Raw genomic sequence first — 17396 nt, forward strand, 5'->3', positions numbered from 1 at the left:
CGTCGACCCCGCCGCAAGGGATACCTCGCGGCTCGGACGAGCGGCCCGCCCCGGATCGGGACGGGCCGCCATCGCGTTCGAGGGGTCAGAACACTGGTACGCCGTTGCGCACGAGTCGCCAGTTCTCGACGTGGAACGTGGCCGGGTCGATGGTGCCGGACGCCGAGGCGTACGACACGATCGCCTCGCGGATCGCGACCTGCGCGTTGTAGACCACCGGAGCCGTCGCGATGTGCGGGAATCCGCCGCCGCCCGACTGCCGGTAGTTGTTCACCGCGACGAGGAACTGCTGGCCGGCCGCCACCGGAGCGCCTTGGTACGACAGCCCCACGATGCGTGAACCGACGGGCTGCGACACGTCGACGCCGTAGTCGACACCCGAGAACTGGTCGTAGTTGTAGTCGGGCCGGTTGTTCGCGTTCGTCCAGGATGCCGGGTCGACCGGTGCGTCGGGCGCCACCGGCTTGAAGTACTCCGCCGAGTACTCGAGGTAGTCCTTGATCTGGGCGCCGGTGAGGATCGAGGCGAGGAGGGTGTTGTCGTAGATGTAGAGCCCCGCGACGTCCTTGATCGAGACCGGACCCGCCGGGAAGCTCGCCGCCCGGTTGAACGGCGCGGCGATCGAGACGATCGGGAGGGACGCCTCGGGCGTGCCGGCCACGGCCGCGGCGACCGTGGCCTCCTGGACCACGTTCACGTAGTCGAGGATCGCCGTGTCCTTCCAGCACGCCTCGGCGGCCGACATCGCCTCGGTCGAGGTCGCGACCGTCGTGTTGACGTAGTCGACGACGGCATCGTGCTGCGCCTGCACCACGGCGACGAGCGCGGGGTCGTCGACCACGGTGTTGGTGTTCAGCGTGGTCGACGAGCTCGAGGCGACCGTCCACTTGCCCTTGGCGAACTCGAGCGTGAGATCGAAGACGCTGAGCCGCTGGCCCCAGTTCTTCGGCTCGCTCATCACGACCTGGCGACCCGTCTCGAGGTTCGTGACGAACCGCTGCGGCACCTCCCGGTGCGCGTGCCCGAAGAGGATCGCGTCGATGCCCGGCACCTGCTCGGCGACGAGCGCGGCCGCGTTCTCGACCGGCAGGTCGCCGGCGTACGACGAGGTGCCGCTGTCGCCCGAGTGCGCGCTCACCACGACGATGTCGGCGCCCGCCGCGCGCATCACGGGCACCCAGCGCGCCGCCGCTTCGACGAGGCCCTGCACCTCGAGCTTGCCGCTGACGTTCCCCTTGTCCCAGATCACCACACCCGGGTTCGTGAGACCGAGTACACCGACGCGGATCGGCGGACGCCCCTTCACCTTCATCGTCTTGATCGTGTACGGGAGGTACGCGGGCACCTTCGTGCCGGCGTGCACGGCGTTCGCCGCCAGCACGTCGGCGTCCATCTGCGAGATCCAGTAGTCGAGGAACTCGAGGCCGTAGTTGAACTCGTGATTGCCGAGCGCGACGGCGTCATAGCCGATCGCGTTCATCTGCGCGGCCATCGGATGGACCGCGCCCGTCTCGGTGACCGGCTCGACGGTCGCGTAGTAGAACCCCAGCGGAGTGCCTTGGATCGTATCGCCCGCATCGAAGAGCAGCGTGTGCTCACGGCCGCGCTGGGCGCGGATCTCGTTGACGACGCTGGAGACGCGCGCCAGCCCGACCACGTTGCCCTGGGCGTCGCTGTAGGTGGCGTCCTTGTAGTAATCCCAGTTGATGACGTTGGCGTGCAGGTCGGAGGTGCCCATGATCGTGATGGTCACCGACTTGTCATTCGGGGCGGCCTGGGCGGCGCCCGGCCATCCGACCGCGGCGAGCGCGCCGGCGGCCGAGATCCCCACGAGCATGTTCCGTCGGGTGAGTCCGGAGCCCGTGGGCGCTGCGTCGTCGTCGGGCACGGCGCACGAGCACCAGCGCGGGGTCGGGTCGGAGTGGTGGTGTGGGAGTTCGGTCATGGAAGGCATGCGACCACACCGGCGACCGCTTGGACAAGTGCTTGTGCGCAACTCGCTCATACGAGCACGGCACGGGACGACTGGCTGGCGCCCGGCCCCGACGGAAAGGCCCGCCCCGGAGCATCCGGAGCGGGCCTCACGACGCGATGACGCGTCGACGAACGAGCGAGGCTCGCGTCAGCGAGCGACCTCGCCGTCCACGTAGTCGTCGTCGTTCGACGCGTTCCAGGCGAAGAGCTTGCGCAGCTCGCGGCCCGTCGCCTCGATCGGGTGCGCCTCGCCCTTCTTGCGGAGCTCGAGGAACTCGGGGGCACCGGCGTCCTGGTCGGCGATGAAGCGCTCGGCGAACGCGCCCGACTGGATGTCGGCGAGCACGGCCTGCATGTTCTCCTTGACGTGCGGGTCGATGACGCGGGGGCCCGAGACGTAGTCGCCGTACTCGGCCGTGTCGGAGACCGACCAGCGCTGCTTGGCGATGCCGCCCTCCCACATGAGGTCGACGATGAGCTTCAGCTCGTGGAGCACCTCGAAGTAGGCGACCTGCGGCTGGTAGCCCGCCTCGGTCAGGGTCTCGAAGCCGTACTGCACGAGCTGCGAGACGCCGCCGCAGAGCACGGCCTGCTCGCCGAACAGGTCGGTCTCGGTCTCCTCCGTGAAGGTCGTCTTGATGCCGCCGGCGCGCAGGCCGCCGATCGCCTTGGCGTACGAGAGCACGAGCGGCCAGGCGTTGCCCGACGCGTCCTTCTCGACGGCGACGATCACGGGCACGCCGCGACCCGCCTCGTACTCGCGGCGCACGGTGTGGCCCGGGCCCTTCGGGGCGACCATGACGACGTCGACGCCCTCGGGCGCCTCGATGTAGCCGAAGCGGATGTTGAAGCCGTGGCCGAACACCAGGGTCTTGCCCTCGGCGAGGTTGTCCTTGATCGACTCGGCGTAGATGTGACGCTGGTACTGATCGGGCGCGAGGATGACGATGACGTCGGCACCGGCCGCGGCGTCGGCGACGCTCTTGACCTCGAAGCCCGCCTCCTCGGCCTTGGACTTCGACTTCGAGCCCTCCTTGAGGCCGATGACGACCTCGACGCCCGAGTCGCGGAGGTTCTGCGCGTGCGCGTGTCCCTGCGAGCCGTAGCCGATGACCGCGACCTTCTTGCCCTGGATGAGCGCGAGGTCGGCGTCCTTGTCGTAGTAGATCTCAGCCATGTGCTGTCTTTCTCCTTGGTTTCGGTTCAGGTGACGGATGCCGCGACGGCGCGCCGCGGCATCCGTGATCAGTTCTTGAAGACGCGCTCGGTGATGGACTTGCCGCCACGGCCGATCGCGAGGAGGCCCGACTGGGCGATCTCCTTGATGCCGTAGGGCTCGAGCACCCGGAGGAACGCGGTGGTCTTGCCGGAGTCCCCGGTGACCTCGATGACGAGGGCGTCGGTCGACACGTCGACGACGCGGGCGCGGAAGAGGTTGACCGCCTCGAGCACCTGCGAGCGGGTCGCGTTGTCGACGCGCACCTTGATGAGCAGGTGCTCGCGCTGCACCGACTGGTTGGGGTCGAGCTCGACGATCTTGATGACGTTGATGAGCTTGTTGAGCTGCTTCGTCACCTGCTCGAGGGGAAGCTCCTCGACGTCAACCACGACCGTGATGCGCGAGAGCCCCTCGATCTCGGAGTGGCCCACCGCGAGCGATTCGATGTTGAAGCCGCGTCGCGCGAAGAGTCCGGCGACGCGGGTCAGCAGGCCGGGCTTGTCCTCGACGAGGAGGGAGAGCACGTGGGTCGACATGGTCAGTCCTCCTCGCTGAAGGCCGGCGAGTGATCGCGGGCGTACTGGATGTAGCTGTTCGACACGCCCTGCGGCACCATCGGCCAGACCATCGCGTCGGCCGAGACGACGAAGTCGATCACCACCGGGCGGTCGTTGGTCTCGAGCGCCAGCTTGATGGCGGCGTCGACCTCTTCCTCCTTGGTGACCCGGATGCCGAGCGCGCCGTAGGCCTCGGCGAGCGCCACGAAATCGGGCACCCGTACGGTGTCGTGCCCGGTGTTCAGGTCGGTGTTCGAGTAGCGGCCGTCGTAGAACAGCGTCTGCCACTGGCGCACCATGCCGAGCGAGGAGTTGTTGATGATCGCGACCTTGATCGGGATGTCGTTCAGGGTGCAGGTGGCGAGCTCCTGGTTGGTCATCTGGAAGCAGCCGTCGCCGTCGATCGCCCAGACCACGCGGTCGGGCTGGGCGACCTTGGCGCCCATCGCCGCGGGCACCGCGTAGCCCATGGTGCCGGCGCCGCCCGAGTTCAGCCATGAGTTGGGTCGCTCGTACTTGATGAACTGCGCGGCCCACATCTGGTGCTGGCCCACGCCCGCGGCGTAGACGCCCTCGGGCCCCGTGAGCTCGCCGATGCGCTGGATGACGTGCTGCGGCGCGAGCAGGCCGTCGGAGGGCTTCGAGAATCCGAGCGGGAACTCGGAGCGGAGTCCGTCGAGCGTGGCCCACCACTCATCGATGTCGGGCTGCCCGCCCGTCGTGGTGTCGCCGTAGGCGGCGAGCAGGTCGACGAGCACGTCCTTCAGGTCGCCCACGATCGGCACGTCGGCCGTGCGGATCTTCGAGATCTCGGCGGGGTCGATGTCGACGTGCACGACCTTGGCGTTCGGCGCGAACAGCGCGGCCTTGCCGGTCACGCGGTCGTCGAACCGGGAACCGAGCGCCAGCAGGAGGTCGGCCTCCTGCAGCGCGATCACGGCCGGGACCGTGCCGTGCATGCCCGGCATGCCGAGGTGCTGCTGGTGCGAGTCGGGGAACGCGCCGCGAGCCATGAGCGTGGTCACGACCGGTGCGTTCGTCGCCTCCGCGAGCGCGAGCAGCTCCTCGGAGGCGTGCGAGCGGATGATGCCGCCGCCCACGTAGAGCACCGGGCGCTTCGCCTCGGCGAGCAGCTGCGCGGCGGCCGCGACCTGCTTGCCGTGCGCCTTCGTGATGGGCCGGTAGCCCGGCAGGTCGACCTTCGGCGGCCAGCGGAAGGTGAACTTCGCCTGCTGCGCGTCCTTGGTGATGTCGACGAGCACGGGGCCCGGACGCCCCGTCGTGGCGATGTGGTACGCCGCCGCGATCGTGCCCGGGATCTCGGCAGGGTCCTTCACGAGGAAGGAGTGCTTCGTGATGGGCATGGTGATGCCGACGATGTCGGCCTCCTGGAAGGCGTCCGTGCCCATGAGGTTCGAGAACACCTGGCCGGTGATCGCGAGGATCGGCACCGAGTCCATGTGGGCGTCGGCGATGGCCGTGACGAGGTTCGTCGCGCCCGGACCCGACGTCGCGATGGCGACGCCGAGCTTGCCGGACGACGAGGCGTAGCCCTCGGCCGCGTGGCCGGCGCCCTGCTCGTGGCGCACGAGGATGTGCCGCAGCTTGCGGCTGTCGAGCAGCGGGTCGTAGACGGGGAGGATCGCGCCGCCGGGCAGGCCGAAGACGTCGGTGATGCCGAGCATCTCGAGCGAGCGGACGACCGCCTCGGCACCCGTCATCTCGACGGGAGCGCCGGACGGCACTGGGGCGGGCGAAGGCACGGGCGTCGATTCCGTGGTCATTCGGTTCCTGTTCTGATGGACGGTGTGTGCGGGGAGCGCAGCACTCACCCCGTCGTGGCGCCTTCTGCGGCGGAACGCACGAGCTTGGAGTACTTCGCGAGGACGCCACGGGTATAGCGCGGAGGAAGCGGAGCCCAGCCTTCACGGCGGGCAGCCAGCTCGGCATCGTCGACCAGTAGGTCGATGGAACGAGCTGCGATATCGACCCGTATCAGATCACCATCGCGCACGAAGGCGATAGGACCTGCGTCCACCGCTTCGGGTGCCAGATGGCCGATGCAGAGGCCGGTTGTGCCGCCTGAGAATCGACCGTCCGTCAAGAGTAGTACATCTTTTCCGAGCCCAGCGCCCTTGATGGCCGCGGTGATCGCGAGCATCTCCCGCATTCCCGGACCGCCCTTGGGGCCCTCGTAGCGGATGACGACCACGTCGCCGTGCTTGATCTCGCCGGCGGTGAGGGCGTCCATCGCGGCGCGCTCCCGCTCGAACACCCGCGCGGGGCCCTCGAACGTGGCGGCGTCGAATCCGGCCGTCTTGACGACGGCGCCCTCTGGGGCGAGCGAACCGTGCAGGATGGTGAGCCCGCCGGTCTCGTGGATCGGGTTGTCGAGGGTGCGCAGCACCTCGCCGTCGAGCGGCGGGATGTCCATCTCGGCGAGGTTCTCGGCGAGGGTCTTGCCGGTCACGGTGAGCGCGTCGCCGTGCATGAGCCCGGCGTCGAGCAGCGCCTTCATGAGCACCGGCAGGCCGCCACGGCGGTCGACGTCGTTCATCACGTACTTGCCGAACGGCTTCAGGTCGCCGATGTGCGGCACCTTCGAGCCGATGCGGTTGAAGTCGTCGAGGGTCAGCTCGACCTCGGCCTCGCGGGCGATGGCGAGCAGGTGCAGCACGATGTTGGTGGAGCCGCCGAGGGCCATGCCGACGGCGATGGCGTTCTCGAAGGCCTGCTTGGTGAGGATCTGGCGGGCCGTGATGCCGTGCTTCAGCAGGTTGACGACGGCCTCGCCCGAGCGGTGCGCGTAGTAGTCGCGACGGCGATCGGCGGATGCCGGTGACGCCGAGCCCGGCAGCGACAGCCCGAGTGCCTCGGCGACCGAGGCCATGGTGTTGGCCGTGTACATGCCGCCGCAGGCGCCCTCGCCGGGCGCGAACGCGCACTCGATGCGCTTGGCGTCGGCCTCGCTCATGGTGCCGGCACGCACGGCGCCGACCGCCTCGAACGAGTCGATGATCGTGATGTCCTTCTCGGTGCCGTCGGAGAGGCGCACCCACCCGGGCGCGATCGAGCCGGCGTAGAGGAACACGGACGCGAGGTCGAGTCGCGCGGCGGCCATCAGCATGCCGGGGATCGACTTGTCGCAGCCGGCGAGCAGTACGGAGCCGTCGAGGCGCTCGGCCTGCATGACGACCTCGACGGAGTCGGCGATGACCTCTCGGGAGACGAGCGAGAAGTGCATGCCCTCGTGGCCCATCGAGATGCCGTCGGAGACGGAGACGGTGCCGAACTGCAGCGGGTACCCGCCGCCGCCGTGCACGCCCTCCTTCGCCGCCTGCGCGAGCCGCGCCAGGGAGAGGTTGCAGGGCGTGATCTCATTCCACGAGCTCGCGATGCCGATCTGCGGCTTGTCCCAGTCCGCATCGCCCATGCCGACGGCGCGGAGCATCCCGCGGCTGGTCATGGCTTCGATGCCGTCGGTGACGGTGCGACTACGGGGCTTGGGATCGAACTCCGACATGCCTTCGAGTCTATGGCCAGCGCGAAGGGGCCTCGCGCGCCGCGTCACGGGCATCGGCGAGGCGCTCGAGGAGGTCGGCGACGTCCTCCGGGCTGCGCACCCGGTACGTCGCGATCGACTTGCCCTGGCCCACCTTCACGCCGACGTCCTCGGCGTCGAGGGTCGCGAACGCGTCCTCGTCGGTGACGTCGTCGCCCACGTACATGACCGCCGTCGCGCCCACGTGCTGCCGCAGGCGGGTCAGGGACTCCCCCTTGTCGCTCGAGCGCACCGCGAACTCCAGCACCGACTTGCCGGTGCGCACGGTGATGCCGAGCAGTTCGGCCTCGACCCGGTTCCGCGCCGCGTGCTGCAGCGCGGTGCCGGCGTTGCCGGTGAGTCGGCGCGTGTGCAGGGCGAGCCCGGCCGGCTTGTGCTCGATCCACGCGCCGTCGGCGCCCGACGCGATCTCCTCGACGATCGACGACAGCCGTTCGAGCTTCGCCGTCTCGGACTCGCGAAGGTCGATCGTGACGCCGGCGGGGTCGAGCTGCAGCTCCACCCCGTGCGATCCGCTGAGGAGCGTGCCCTCGGGCGGCCTGGCGACCTGGCCGAGGCTCTCGAGGGCCCGTCCGGAGACGATGGCCACCCGGGTGTCGTCGGCGGCGCCGAGTCGTTCGATCGCCGCCCGCGCCCGGTCCGTCGCTCGTGCGTCCTCGGGCCGGTCGACGAGCGGCGCGAGGGTGCCGTCGAAGTCGAGCGCGACGAGCAGCCGCTCCGTGCCGGCCATCCGGTTGATCGCCGCCTGCAGCGGATCGGACACCCCGGGCTTGATGATGCCCGCGCCGGTCAGCGTCTCGAGGAAGCTCGCCGACCAGTGGGCCACGTCGTTGTCGCGCACCCGCTTGCGCAGTGCCCGCATGCGACGGGAGCGCTCGCGCTTCGGCATCCGGGTCGCCTCGACGATCGCGTCCTTCAGGCCCTCGATGTCATGCGGGTTCACCAGCACCGCCTGCCGGAGCTCATCGGAGGCCCCGGTGAACTCGCTGAGCAGCAGGACCCCGTCGTCGTCGAACCGGCAGGCCACGTACTCCTTGGCCACGAGGTTCATGCCGTCGCGCAGCGCGGTGACGAGCATGACGTCGGCCGCCAGGTAGAGCGCCACCATCTCCTCGCGCGGGTACCCGTGGTGGAGGTAGGCGATGGCCTGGTGCTCGAGGGTGGAGTAGTCGCCGTTGAGCCGGCCCACCGCGAGCTCGATCTCGTCGCGGAGCTGTCGGTACGTCTCGACGCGCTCTCGCGACGGGCTGGCCACCTGCACGAGCGTGACGTCCTCGACCTTGAGCCGTCCGTCGCGCAGCAGTTCGCCGAACGCCTTGATGCGGTGCCGGATGCCCTTGGTGTAGTCGAGCCGGTCGACGCCGAGCATGATCGTCTCGGGGTTGCCGAGGCTCTCGCGGATCTCCTGCGCGCGCTCCTGGACGTCGGCGCGACGGGCGAGCTCCTCGAACCCCGCGGTGTCGATCGAGATGGGGAAGTGCCGCGCCACCACCCGCCGCGGGTCGCCCCCGTCGTCGGGCACGTCGATGATCGTGCCGTGCGTGGAGTAGCCGAACAGGCGGCGCACGGCACGCGAGAAGTTGCCGGCGTCGGCGGCGCGCTGGAAGCCGATCACGTCGGCCCCGAGCAGTCCGTCGATCACCTGCCGCCGCCACGGCAGCTGCGAGTAGATCCCGTAGGCGGGGAACGGGATGTGGTTGAAGAACCCGATCACGAGGTCGGGGCGGCTCTCGCGCAGCATCCGCGGCACCAGTTGCAATTGGTAGTCCTGCACCCAGACGACGGCGCCGTCGGATGCCGCACGGGCGGCGGCCTCGGCGAAGCGCCGGTTGACGCGCACGTACGCCTCCCACCACTCGCGGTGGAAGGACGGCGGCGCGATGACGTCGTGGTACAGCGGCCACAGTGTGTCGTTCGAGAAGCCCTCGTAGTAGTCCTCGAGCTCGTCGGCCGAGAGCGGAACCGGGATGATCGAGATGCCGTCGTGCTCGAACGGAGGGAACTCGCGGTCGGCGACGCCCGCCCAACCGATCCAGGCGCCGTCGGCGGCGCGCATCACCGGCTCGAGGGCGGTCACCAGGCCACCCGGCGAGCTGTTCCACTGGGTGGTTCCGTCGGGGCCCTCGCGGTAGTCGACGGGAAGCCGGTTCGAGACCACGATCATGTCGTAGACGTGGTCGACGTAGAGCTCGTCGCGCTCCGAATCAGGGGCGTGCATGTGGCGGGTGTCCCTCCCTCGCGATCCGTTCAGGCTAACAGCCGGTCCTTCGCCGGCGGGGCGCAGAGCGTTACAGTGACGCTCGGGGGTGGCGCATGGAGTGGGTGATCCTGATCGCGTCGGGCGTGCTCGAGGCGGTGTGGGCGACGGCACTCGGCGCCTCGAAGAACTTCCGCCGGCTCTGGCCGACGCTGCTGTTCCTCGTGGCGCTGGCGCTCAGCATGACGGGGCTCGCCTTCGCCATGACCGTGATCCCCGTCGGCACCGCGTACGCGGTGTGGGTCGGCATCGGCGCGGTGCTCACCGTCGCCTACGCGATGATCTTCGGCGGCGAGAAGGCCAGCGTCGTGAAGGTCCTGCTCCTGCTCGGGATCATCGGCTGCGTCATCGGCTTGAAGCTCGTCGGGGAGGCCTGACGTGTACTGGACGATCCTCATCATCAGTGCCGTCCTCGAGGCGGTCTGGGCGACCGCGCTCGGGTACTCCGAGGGATTCTCCGAGCCCCTGCCGACGGTGGTGTTCTTCGTCGCCCTCGCCGGCAGCATGGGGGGACTCGCCTACGCGATGCGCGGCATCCCGCTCGGCACCGCGTACGCCATCTGGACGGGCCTCGGCGCCGCACTCACGGTGACCTACGCCATCACGTTCGGCGGCGAGTCGGCGAGCGTGCTGAAGGTGATCTTCCTCGCCGGCATCATCGCCTGCGTCGTCGGCCTGAAGCTCGTGCACTCCCACGAGGAGCGCGTGGCCGACGCGGTGGGCGCGCTGCCCCCGCCCGACGAGCCGCCGGGAACCTGACCGGTCCGGCACCGCGACCTCGAGGGGTACGGGCGTGTCCCGCGCAACCCCTCGGCGGGCGGATGCCGATCCGATAGCGTTGCGGCATGCGCAAGTACCTCTTCAGCGGAGCAGTGATCAGCTCGATCTTCGGCGCGATCGGCGTGGTGAAGGCCACCGCGTCGGGCCCGCGGGACTGGCGCCTCCTCCTCATGTGGATCTCCTGGGCGGCCAGCCTCGCCATCGCGATCGGCACCGTCGCCGACGAGTCGAAGCGTGCCGAGCTGACCGAGTAGCATCGTCGACGGAGCTCTCCCGATCCCCCTCTCGACCGGTCTCGCAAACCGGCGACTGCGGCGTGTCAACCGCGATCCGCGGCGCACGGGCAGAGACTGAAATCACGACCCGCCGCCCGGCCAGAGCCGTGCGGACCGTTCCCACCGAGAGGGGCCACCGATGTTCCGCCGCTGGCGCAGAGCGAGGCTTGCCGCACAGGCCGCCGCCCACGCCGCCGCCCCCAAGCCGCGCGCGACCGCGGCCGACCTTCGGGGCGAGCACCTCTTCGAACTGCTGAACGCCAGGCTCTCGGAGTTCATCGGTCCCAACGGGGCCTGGTCGCTCGTGCGTCGCACCGACGCCGACACCGACCGCATCTTCCACGCCATGCTGACCCACCAGATCGCCGCCGAACTCACTCGCACCCTGCTCGACGAGCGCGAGTCGGTCGCCATCGTCGTGCCGGCCGAGGACGAGCCGCTCGCCCTGAGCTGGGAGCCCGCGCCGCTCGTCGTCTGGGCCGACCCCGTGGTCGTCGCCGAGTCCGAGTCGGATGCCGCATCCCTCCCGACCATCGGCGCCGCCGCCACGATCGAGGCCCGCGCCGCCTGAGGCGCCGCGGACCCGCCGACGTGCTGCGCCGGCCGGGACCGCTGCGCCGTTCCAAAAACGCACGGCGATTCTTGTACGCCCAGGGCGACGGGGCGCTCCCCCGTTTTCGTAGCGTGAGATCCGGGCACGACGCCCGCATCCGCCACGAGAGGGAGACCCGATGAGCGCCGCCCAGCACACCTCGCACGACGCAGCCGCCGACCCCGCGGCATCCGTCGCCCCCGATCGTCGCCGTCGCACCACCGCGACCGACCTGGCTCAGATCGCCGTCTTCGCCGCGCTCATCGCCGCCCTCGGGCTGCCGGGCGCGCTGTACGTGGGCGGCACGGCGGTGCCCATCACGTTCCAGACGCTCGGCGTCATGCTCGCGGGCGCGATCCTCGGCGCGCGCAAGGGGTTCCTGTCGGTGCTGCTCCTGCTGGCGCTCGTCGCGGCGGGCCTGCCCCTGCTCTCGGGCGGCCGCGGCGGACTCGGCGTGTTCGTCGGCCCCTCGGTGGGCTACCTCATCGGCTGGCTCCTCGGCGTCGTCGTCATCGGCTGGTGCACCGCACGCCTCCTCCCCCGGTATCGGGTGCTGCCCGCGCTGGCCGCGACGGCGCTCGGCGGCATCGTGGCCGTCTACCTCGTGGGCGTGCCGGTGTTCGCGGCGATCACGGGCACCCCGATCGACGTCGCGTTCCTCGGCTCCCTGGTGTTCCTCCCCGGCGACCTCGTGAAGGTCGTCGTGACGGTGCTCGTCGCGAAGGGCGTGCACCGTGCCTGGCCGGGCCTCATCGCGCCGCAGCCGTGGCCGTGGCAGCGCACCGCGGCGGTCGCCACCGGCGCATGACCGGCTGGCTCCGCGGGGCGCCCGACGACGTGGCGCTCGCCTTCGGCCCCGATGTCGTGCGATACGGCGAGCTCGCCGCACTCGTCGGCGGGGTGCGGCTTCCACCCGGCGATGGTGCGGTCGGATGCCCCGTCGGCACCCCGCCCGTCCACGTGATCAGCACGGTGCTCGCCGCCCTCGACCGGGGCCGGCCGGTGCTCGTCGGCGGCTCGCAGCATGACGCCGACCGGATCACGGGCGAGCTGCCTCCCGGCACCGAGCTCGCGCTGCTCACGTCGGGCTCGTCGCGCTCTGCCGGGCTGCCGCGGGTCGTCGCGCGCACGAACGCGTCGTGGCTCGCCTCGGCCGGGCCGCTCGCCGAGCTCGCCGGCCTCGGCGCCGGTGATCGCGTGGCGGTGACCGGTCCCCTCCACGTGTCGATGCACCTCTACGCCGCGCTGCACGCGCTCTGGCTCGGTGCGTCGGCCACCGACGACGTCGCCGGAGCGACCGTGGTCCACGCGACCCCGACCCGGCTCGCACGACTGCTCGACGACGTCGCCGCTCCCCCCGCGGCGATCGTCGCCGGGGCGGCCATGAGCGACGCGCTGCGGTCTGCGGCGGCGGCCAGTGGCATCCGGCTCACCGAGTACTACGGCGCGGCCGAGCTGTCGTTCGTGCTCGCCCGTGTGCACCGCGCCGGCGCCGGCCCTGCCGGCCTCGACGCGTTCCCCGGCGTCGAGGTCCAGCTGCGAGCTGCCGCGGCCGGCGACGAGCTGTGGGCCAGGTCGGCGTACCTCGCGCTCGGCGTCGTCGGCGGCGGGATGCTGCGACGCGACGACCGCGGATTCGCGACGGTGGGCGACCTGGCCGAACGCGCCGGCACGCGCGCGCTGCGCGTGCTCGGGCGCGGCGACGCGGCGATCACGACCGCGGGCGCCACGGTGCTCGCCGAGGACGTCGAGGCGCGACTCGAGGCGCTGCCGGGCGTGGCCACGGCGGCCGTGCTCGGCGAGCCGCACGAGCTCCTCGGCCAGCGACTCGTCGCCGTCGTGGAGCTCGATCGCGGCGCACGCCTCGACGACGTGGTCGCCGGGGCGCGCCGGACGCTCGCCCCCGTGGAGCTGCCGCGCCGCTGGGTCGTGCGGGACGTGCCGCGCACCGCCTCCGGCAAGGTCGCGCGCGGCGCCCTGCGCGACGAGCTCGCGTCGGGCGCGCTCGTGGCGGCCTCGTCCGCGGTCCCCGGGTCATCCGTCGGGAGCGGCGCGTGAGCGCGGCGCCGGTGCTCGTCGCCGCCCGCCGCACCGCCATCGCGACGGCCGGGCGCGGGTTCGCCGCGCACACGGTGGATGCGCTCGCCGCTCCGGTGCTCGCCGAGGTGGCCGCTGCCCTGGCGCCCGCCGGGATCGAGATCGACGACGTCGTGCTCGGCAACTGCATGGGTCCGGGCGGCGACGTCGCCCGGGTCGCGGCGCTGCGAGCCGGCCTCGGCGATCGCGTGCCCGGCGTCACGGTCGACCGGCAGTGCGGGTCGGGCCTCGACGCCGTGATGCAGGCGGCCTCCCGGGTGCGGGCCGGCGACGCGCGGCTCCTGCTCGCGGGCGGGGCGGAGTCGGCCTCCACCGCCCCGCACCGGGCATGGCCAGGGACGGGCGAACGCTACAGCCGGGCGCCCTTCGCACCCGCCGGGTTCCCCGACCCGGACATGGGGCCGGCCGCCGACCGGCTCGCCGCCGTGCTCGGCATCTCGAGGGCGCGGCAGGATGCGTGGGCGGCCCGCTCGCACGCGCGAGCGGCCGCCGCGCAGGCCGCGGGCGTCTTCGACGCCGAGATCGTCGCCGTCGGCGGGGTGTCGCGCGACGACCGTCCCCGCGCTGCGATGGACGCGGCCAGGCTCGCCCGGTTCGCGCCGGTGTTCGCCGACGATGAGCCGACGGATGCCGCGGCCGCATCGCCGCGCCACGAGGCATCCGCTCGGGGCACGGTCACGGCCGGCAACTCGTGCGGCTTCTCCGACGGCGCGGCCGCCATGGCCGTCACCACCGAGCGCGTCGCACGCGAGCTCGGCCTCCCCGCCCTCCGCGTGCGGGCTGCCGCCGTCGCGGCAGGCGACCCCGCCCTCCCCGGGCTCGGCGCGGCGCCGGCAGCACGGGCTGCCCTCGAGCGCGCGGGCGTGACCATCGGCGACCTCGGGTTCGTGGAGATCACCGAGGCGTTCGCCGCCCAGGTGCTCGCCGTGAGCGACGAACTCGGCCTCGACGAGGAGCTCGTCTCGGCCGACGGCGGCGCGATCGCCCTGGGGCATCCGTGGGGGGCATCCGGTGCCGTACTGCTCGTGCGGCTCGCCGCGCGGATGGCCGCCGCCGACGACGCGCGCCCCGGCCTCGCCGCCTGCTCGATCGGCGGCGGACAGGGCATCGCGATGATCGTGGAGCGGATGGCATGAGCGAGATCGTGTTCGAGGGCGTGAGCCACGACTTCGGCGCCGAGCGCGTCGTCGACGACGTGTCGCTCGTGCTGCGCGAGCGCCGGATCGGCATCGTCGGGGCCAACGGCTCGGGCAAGTCGACGCTGGCGCGCATGATCAACGGGCTCGTGACGCCGTCGACGGGCCGGGTCGTCGTCGACGGGCTCGACGTGCGCCGGCAGGGCCGCGAGGTGCGGCGCCGGGTCGGCTTCGTGTTCACGAACGCCGACAACCAGATCGTGATGCCCACCGTGCGCGAGGACGTCGCGTTCACCCTGCGGCGCCACCGGCTCGAGCCCTCGGATGCCGCGGCGCGCGTCGATGCGGCCCTCGAGCGTGCCGGGATCACCGACCTCGCCGACCGCCCCGCGCATCGCCTCTCGGGCGGGCAGAAGCAGCTGCTCGCCATCGCGTCGGTACTCGTCGCCGAGCCCGCCGTCGTCGTGGCGGACGAGCCGACGACGCTGCTCGACGCCCGCAACGCCCGGCGCATCGCCGAGCACTTCGAGACGCTCGACCAGCAGCTCATCGTGGTGAGCCACCAGCTCGACCTGCTCGAGTCGTTCGATCGCGTCGTCGTCATGGAGGCCGGGCGGGTCGTCGCCGACGATGTGCCGCGCGCCGCGCTCGACGCCTACCGGGCCCTCATCGGATGACGAAACCGCGATGATCGGCGTCTTCCATCCGGGCACCTCGTTCGTGCACCGGTGCCCCGCCCTCGTGAAGCTCGGAGTGCTCGCCGTGCTCGTCACCGCGATCGCGCTGACGGCGTCGCCGTGGTGGCTCGGCGCGGCATCCGTGCTCGTCGTGGTGCTCTTCGCCGCGGCCCGGGTGCCGTTCGCGCTCGCATGGCGACAGGTGGTGCCCATCCTCTGGGTGCTCGTGTTCACGGTGCCGCTGCAGGTCGTCTTCAACGGCTGGGAGGCCGCCGCGGTGATGGGCACCCGGCTCGTGCTCGCCGTGGCGCTCGCTGCCCTCTACACGCTCACGACACCCGTGACGGCGACGCTCGACGCCATGCAGGCGCTGCTGCGACCGTTCCGGCGCTGGATCGACGCCGACCGCGTCGGACTGGCGCTCGCACTCGCCATCCGCTGCGTGCCGCTGCTCGCCGAACTCGTGCGCGAGGTGCTCGACGCCCGGAAGGCGCGTGGCGCGGAGGGCTCCGTGCTGGCGCTCGCCGTGCCCGTCATCGTGCGATCGCTGCGCACCGCCGAGCACCTCGGCGAGGCGCTCGTGGCGCGGGGCTTCGACGACTGACGCCGGCGGCACCCCACCGGCGCGCGTGCTCAGCCGGCGCGCGTGCTCAGCCGACGCGGGTGAACGTGCCGAGCTGGTGCTCGTTCAGCAGTTCGATCACGAGGTCGGCACCGTCGAACGTCGCCTGCGACACGCTGCCGAGCGGCGCGTTCTCGCTGAACGGCTCGAACACGAAGACGTCGCCGTCCCAGTGCTCGAGCGGCCACACCACGGTGCCGGGGCCGACCGTCAGCTCGAGCGAGTCGCCGACGACGGAGACACGGGCCGTGCCGAAGTACTCGTTGGCGTAGTCGCCGGCGTACTCCGCGAGCGGACGGGCCGGCGCGGCATCCACCGGGGCGGACTGGCCGACGAGCTCGCCCACCGGATCGCTCAGCGACCCGAGTTGCCCCGAGTAGAGCTGCCACCAGTCCTGCCGGATCTCGCCGAACTGGGCGAGGTCCATGAAGTCGGCCGCGACGGACTCGGCGAGGCCGTTCGCCGAGCCGTTCGTGAGCACCACCACCCCGAGCCCGGCCCCGGGCAGGCTGCTGAAAGTGGTGCCCGTGCCGAGCGCGAAGGCGCCCGAGTGGCTCACCGAGGGCAGGCCCCCCGCGGTGGTCCCGACGTTGAAGCCGTGCCCGTAGAAGCCCGAGCGCTGGTAGCCGAGCTGCGCCGGCCCCGCGACCGACTGCGCCGTGATGGCCGGCAGGAGCGCCTCGGGCGTGAGCACGTCGTTCGCCGCGGCATCCGGACCCGATGCGTCGAGCACCATCGACAGCCAGGTCGCCATGTCGGTGATGCTCGAGCTGACGCCGCCGGCGGGCGACTGCGCGTCGGGCTGGCGCTGGCTCGGGGTCACGATCCACTCGTCGCCGTCGAGGATGTGGCCGTCGGCGCGATCCTCGCTCGCCATGAAGTCGTCGAACCGCGAGCTCGTCGCCGACATGCCGAGCGGCTCGTAGAGCACCTGCTCCGAGAGGTCGGCCCAGTCGGCGCCCGCCGCGTTCGCGACGGACTGGGCGGCGGCGGTGATGTCGTAGTTCCCGTAGGCGTAGGTCGAGCGGAACGGCGAAAGCGGGGTGTATCGCAGGCGCTGGAGCACCTCGGCCCGGTCGTACCCGAGGTCCTCGAGCTCGTCGCCCGCGTGCTTGTAGAGTCCCGAACGGTGGGCGTAGAGGTCGCCGATGGTGACGTGCTCCGTGACCCACGGGTCTGCGACCGCGAACTCGGGCAGGTGCTCGACCACCGGCGTGTCCCACGAGACGACGCCCTCCGCCACCTCGTGCGCGACGACCGTGGCACCCACCGACTTCGACATGGAGGCGATCTGGAACACGGTGTCGGTGTCGACGGGCTGCTCCGTATCGAGGTTGCGCACGCCGAATCCGTCGGCGTAGGCCGTCTCGCCGTCGTACACGACCGCGATCGCGAGGCCGGGAACGCCCGACGTCTCCATCAGCTCGTCGATGCGGCCGGGGATCGCGTCGATCGCGGCCTCCACCCGTTCGTCGGTCACCTCGGCGAGCGCGTCGGCCGGCGGGTTGCCGTAGCCCGGCCGGTCGGTCGAGAGCGGCGTCGCCGATGGGGCGGCGGCACCCATGGTGCATCCGCTGAGCAGCACCGCCGCCGTCGCGACGAGCGCGCCGAACGCCATCGTTCCCCTGCGTCGCATTCGATCCCCCGC

At 71.6% G+C, this 17396-nt stretch carries 16 protein-coding genes; 9 read left to right on the forward strand and 7 right to left on the reverse strand.

Annotation, left to right across the window (positions count from 1 at the left end; genetic code table 11):
* Positions 1-85: 85 nt before the first annotated feature.
* The 6 genes from AC1DZA_RS07050 to AC1DZA_RS07075 form a co-directional block, all read right to left on the reverse strand.
* Positions 86-1945 (reverse strand): 5'-nucleotidase C-terminal domain-containing protein, encoded by a 1860-nt coding sequence (locus AC1DZA_RS07050; protein WP_476772193.1) that lies wholly within the window; start codon positions 1943-1945, stop codon positions 86-88.
* 177 nt (positions 1946-2122) lie between these two features.
* Positions 2123-3181 carry a ketol-acid reductoisomerase gene (gene ilvC, locus AC1DZA_RS07055; RefSeq protein ID WP_396133179.1) on the reverse strand — a complete coding sequence of 353 codons (1059 nt, stop codon included), beginning with the start codon at positions 3179-3181 and terminating at the stop codon, positions 2123-2125.
* 38 nt (positions 3182-3219) lie between these two features.
* On the reverse strand, positions 3220-3729 hold the full coding sequence (gene ilvN, locus AC1DZA_RS07060) for an acetolactate synthase small subunit (RefSeq protein ID WP_159600415.1): 510 nt from the start codon (positions 3727-3729) through the stop codon (positions 3220-3222).
* A 2-nt stretch (positions 3730-3731) separates the two neighbouring features.
* Entirely contained in the window at positions 3732-5534 is a 1803-nt protein-coding gene (locus tag AC1DZA_RS07065) for an acetolactate synthase large subunit (RefSeq protein ID WP_476772194.1), read from the reverse strand.
* Between the two features lie 44 nt (positions 5535-5578).
* Positions 5579-7273, reverse strand: a complete 1695-nt coding sequence (ilvD, locus tag AC1DZA_RS07070) for a dihydroxy-acid dehydratase (RefSeq protein WP_159600411.1) — start codon at positions 7271-7273, stop codon at positions 5579-5581.
* A gap of 10 nt (positions 7274-7283) precedes the next feature.
* Positions 7284-9530: a bifunctional alpha,alpha-trehalose-phosphate synthase (UDP-forming)/trehalose-phosphatase gene (locus AC1DZA_RS07075; protein WP_476772195.1), complete on the reverse strand. Its 2247-nt coding sequence runs from the start codon at positions 9528-9530 to the stop codon at positions 7284-7286.
* A gap of 95 nt (positions 9531-9625) precedes the next feature.
* On the opposite strand from AC1DZA_RS07075, the gene AC1DZA_RS07080 reads away from it, so the two are divergent.
* The 9 genes from AC1DZA_RS07080 to AC1DZA_RS07120 all read left to right on the forward strand — a co-directional run bounded on the left by AC1DZA_RS07080 (position 9626) and on the right by AC1DZA_RS07120 (position 15730).
* Positions 9626-9946, forward strand: a complete 321-nt coding sequence (locus AC1DZA_RS07080) for a DMT family transporter (protein ID WP_476763089.1) — start codon at positions 9626-9628, stop codon at positions 9944-9946.
* Position 9947: 1 nt separating this feature from the next.
* Complete coding sequence (locus AC1DZA_RS07085) at positions 9948-10328, forward strand: DMT family transporter (RefSeq protein WP_476772196.1); 381 nt, start codon at positions 9948-9950, stop codon at positions 10326-10328.
* An 86-nt stretch (positions 10329-10414) separates the two neighbouring features.
* Positions 10415-10603: a hypothetical protein gene (locus tag AC1DZA_RS07090; RefSeq protein WP_309979378.1), complete on the forward strand. Its 189-nt coding sequence runs from the start codon at positions 10415-10417 to the stop codon at positions 10601-10603.
* 160 nt (positions 10604-10763) lie between these two features.
* Entirely contained in the window at positions 10764-11195 is a 432-nt protein-coding gene (locus AC1DZA_RS07095; RefSeq protein WP_476763087.1) for a hypothetical protein, read from the forward strand.
* A gap of 160 nt (positions 11196-11355) precedes the next feature.
* Positions 11356-12024: a biotin transporter BioY gene (locus tag AC1DZA_RS07100; RefSeq protein WP_309979382.1), complete on the forward strand. Its 669-nt coding sequence runs from the start codon at positions 11356-11358 to the stop codon at positions 12022-12024.
* Entirely contained in the window at positions 12021-13274 is a 1254-nt protein-coding gene (locus AC1DZA_RS07105; RefSeq protein ID WP_476772197.1) for an AMP-binding enzyme, read from the forward strand. The genes AC1DZA_RS07100 and AC1DZA_RS07105 overlap by 4 nt, the downstream gene beginning before the upstream one ends.
* The gene (locus AC1DZA_RS07110) at positions 13271-14449 is read left to right on the forward strand and encodes a thiolase family protein (RefSeq protein WP_476772198.1); all 1179 of its coding nucleotides are present in this window, start codon (positions 13271-13273) and stop codon (positions 14447-14449) included. The genes AC1DZA_RS07105 and AC1DZA_RS07110 overlap by 4 nt, the downstream gene beginning before the upstream one ends.
* Positions 14446-15126 carry an energy-coupling factor ABC transporter ATP-binding protein gene (locus tag AC1DZA_RS07115; protein WP_476772199.1) on the forward strand — a complete coding sequence of 227 codons (681 nt, stop codon included), beginning with the start codon at positions 14446-14448 and terminating at the stop codon, positions 15124-15126. The genes AC1DZA_RS07110 and AC1DZA_RS07115 overlap by 4 nt, the downstream gene beginning before the upstream one ends.
* Before the next feature lie 10 nt (positions 15127-15136).
* Entirely contained in the window at positions 15137-15730 is a 594-nt protein-coding gene (locus AC1DZA_RS07120; RefSeq protein ID WP_476762393.1) for an energy-coupling factor transporter transmembrane component T family protein, read from the forward strand.
* A 46-nt stretch (positions 15731-15776) separates the two neighbouring features.
* Here AC1DZA_RS07120 and AC1DZA_RS07125 read toward each other — a convergent pair whose 3' ends face one another.
* On the reverse strand, positions 15777-17384 hold the full coding sequence (locus tag AC1DZA_RS07125) for a serine hydrolase (protein WP_476772200.1): 1608 nt from the start codon (positions 17382-17384) through the stop codon (positions 15777-15779).
* Positions 17385-17396 lie beyond the last annotated feature (12 nt).

Source organism: Agromyces sp. P2_B3 (genome assembly GCF_056404815.1).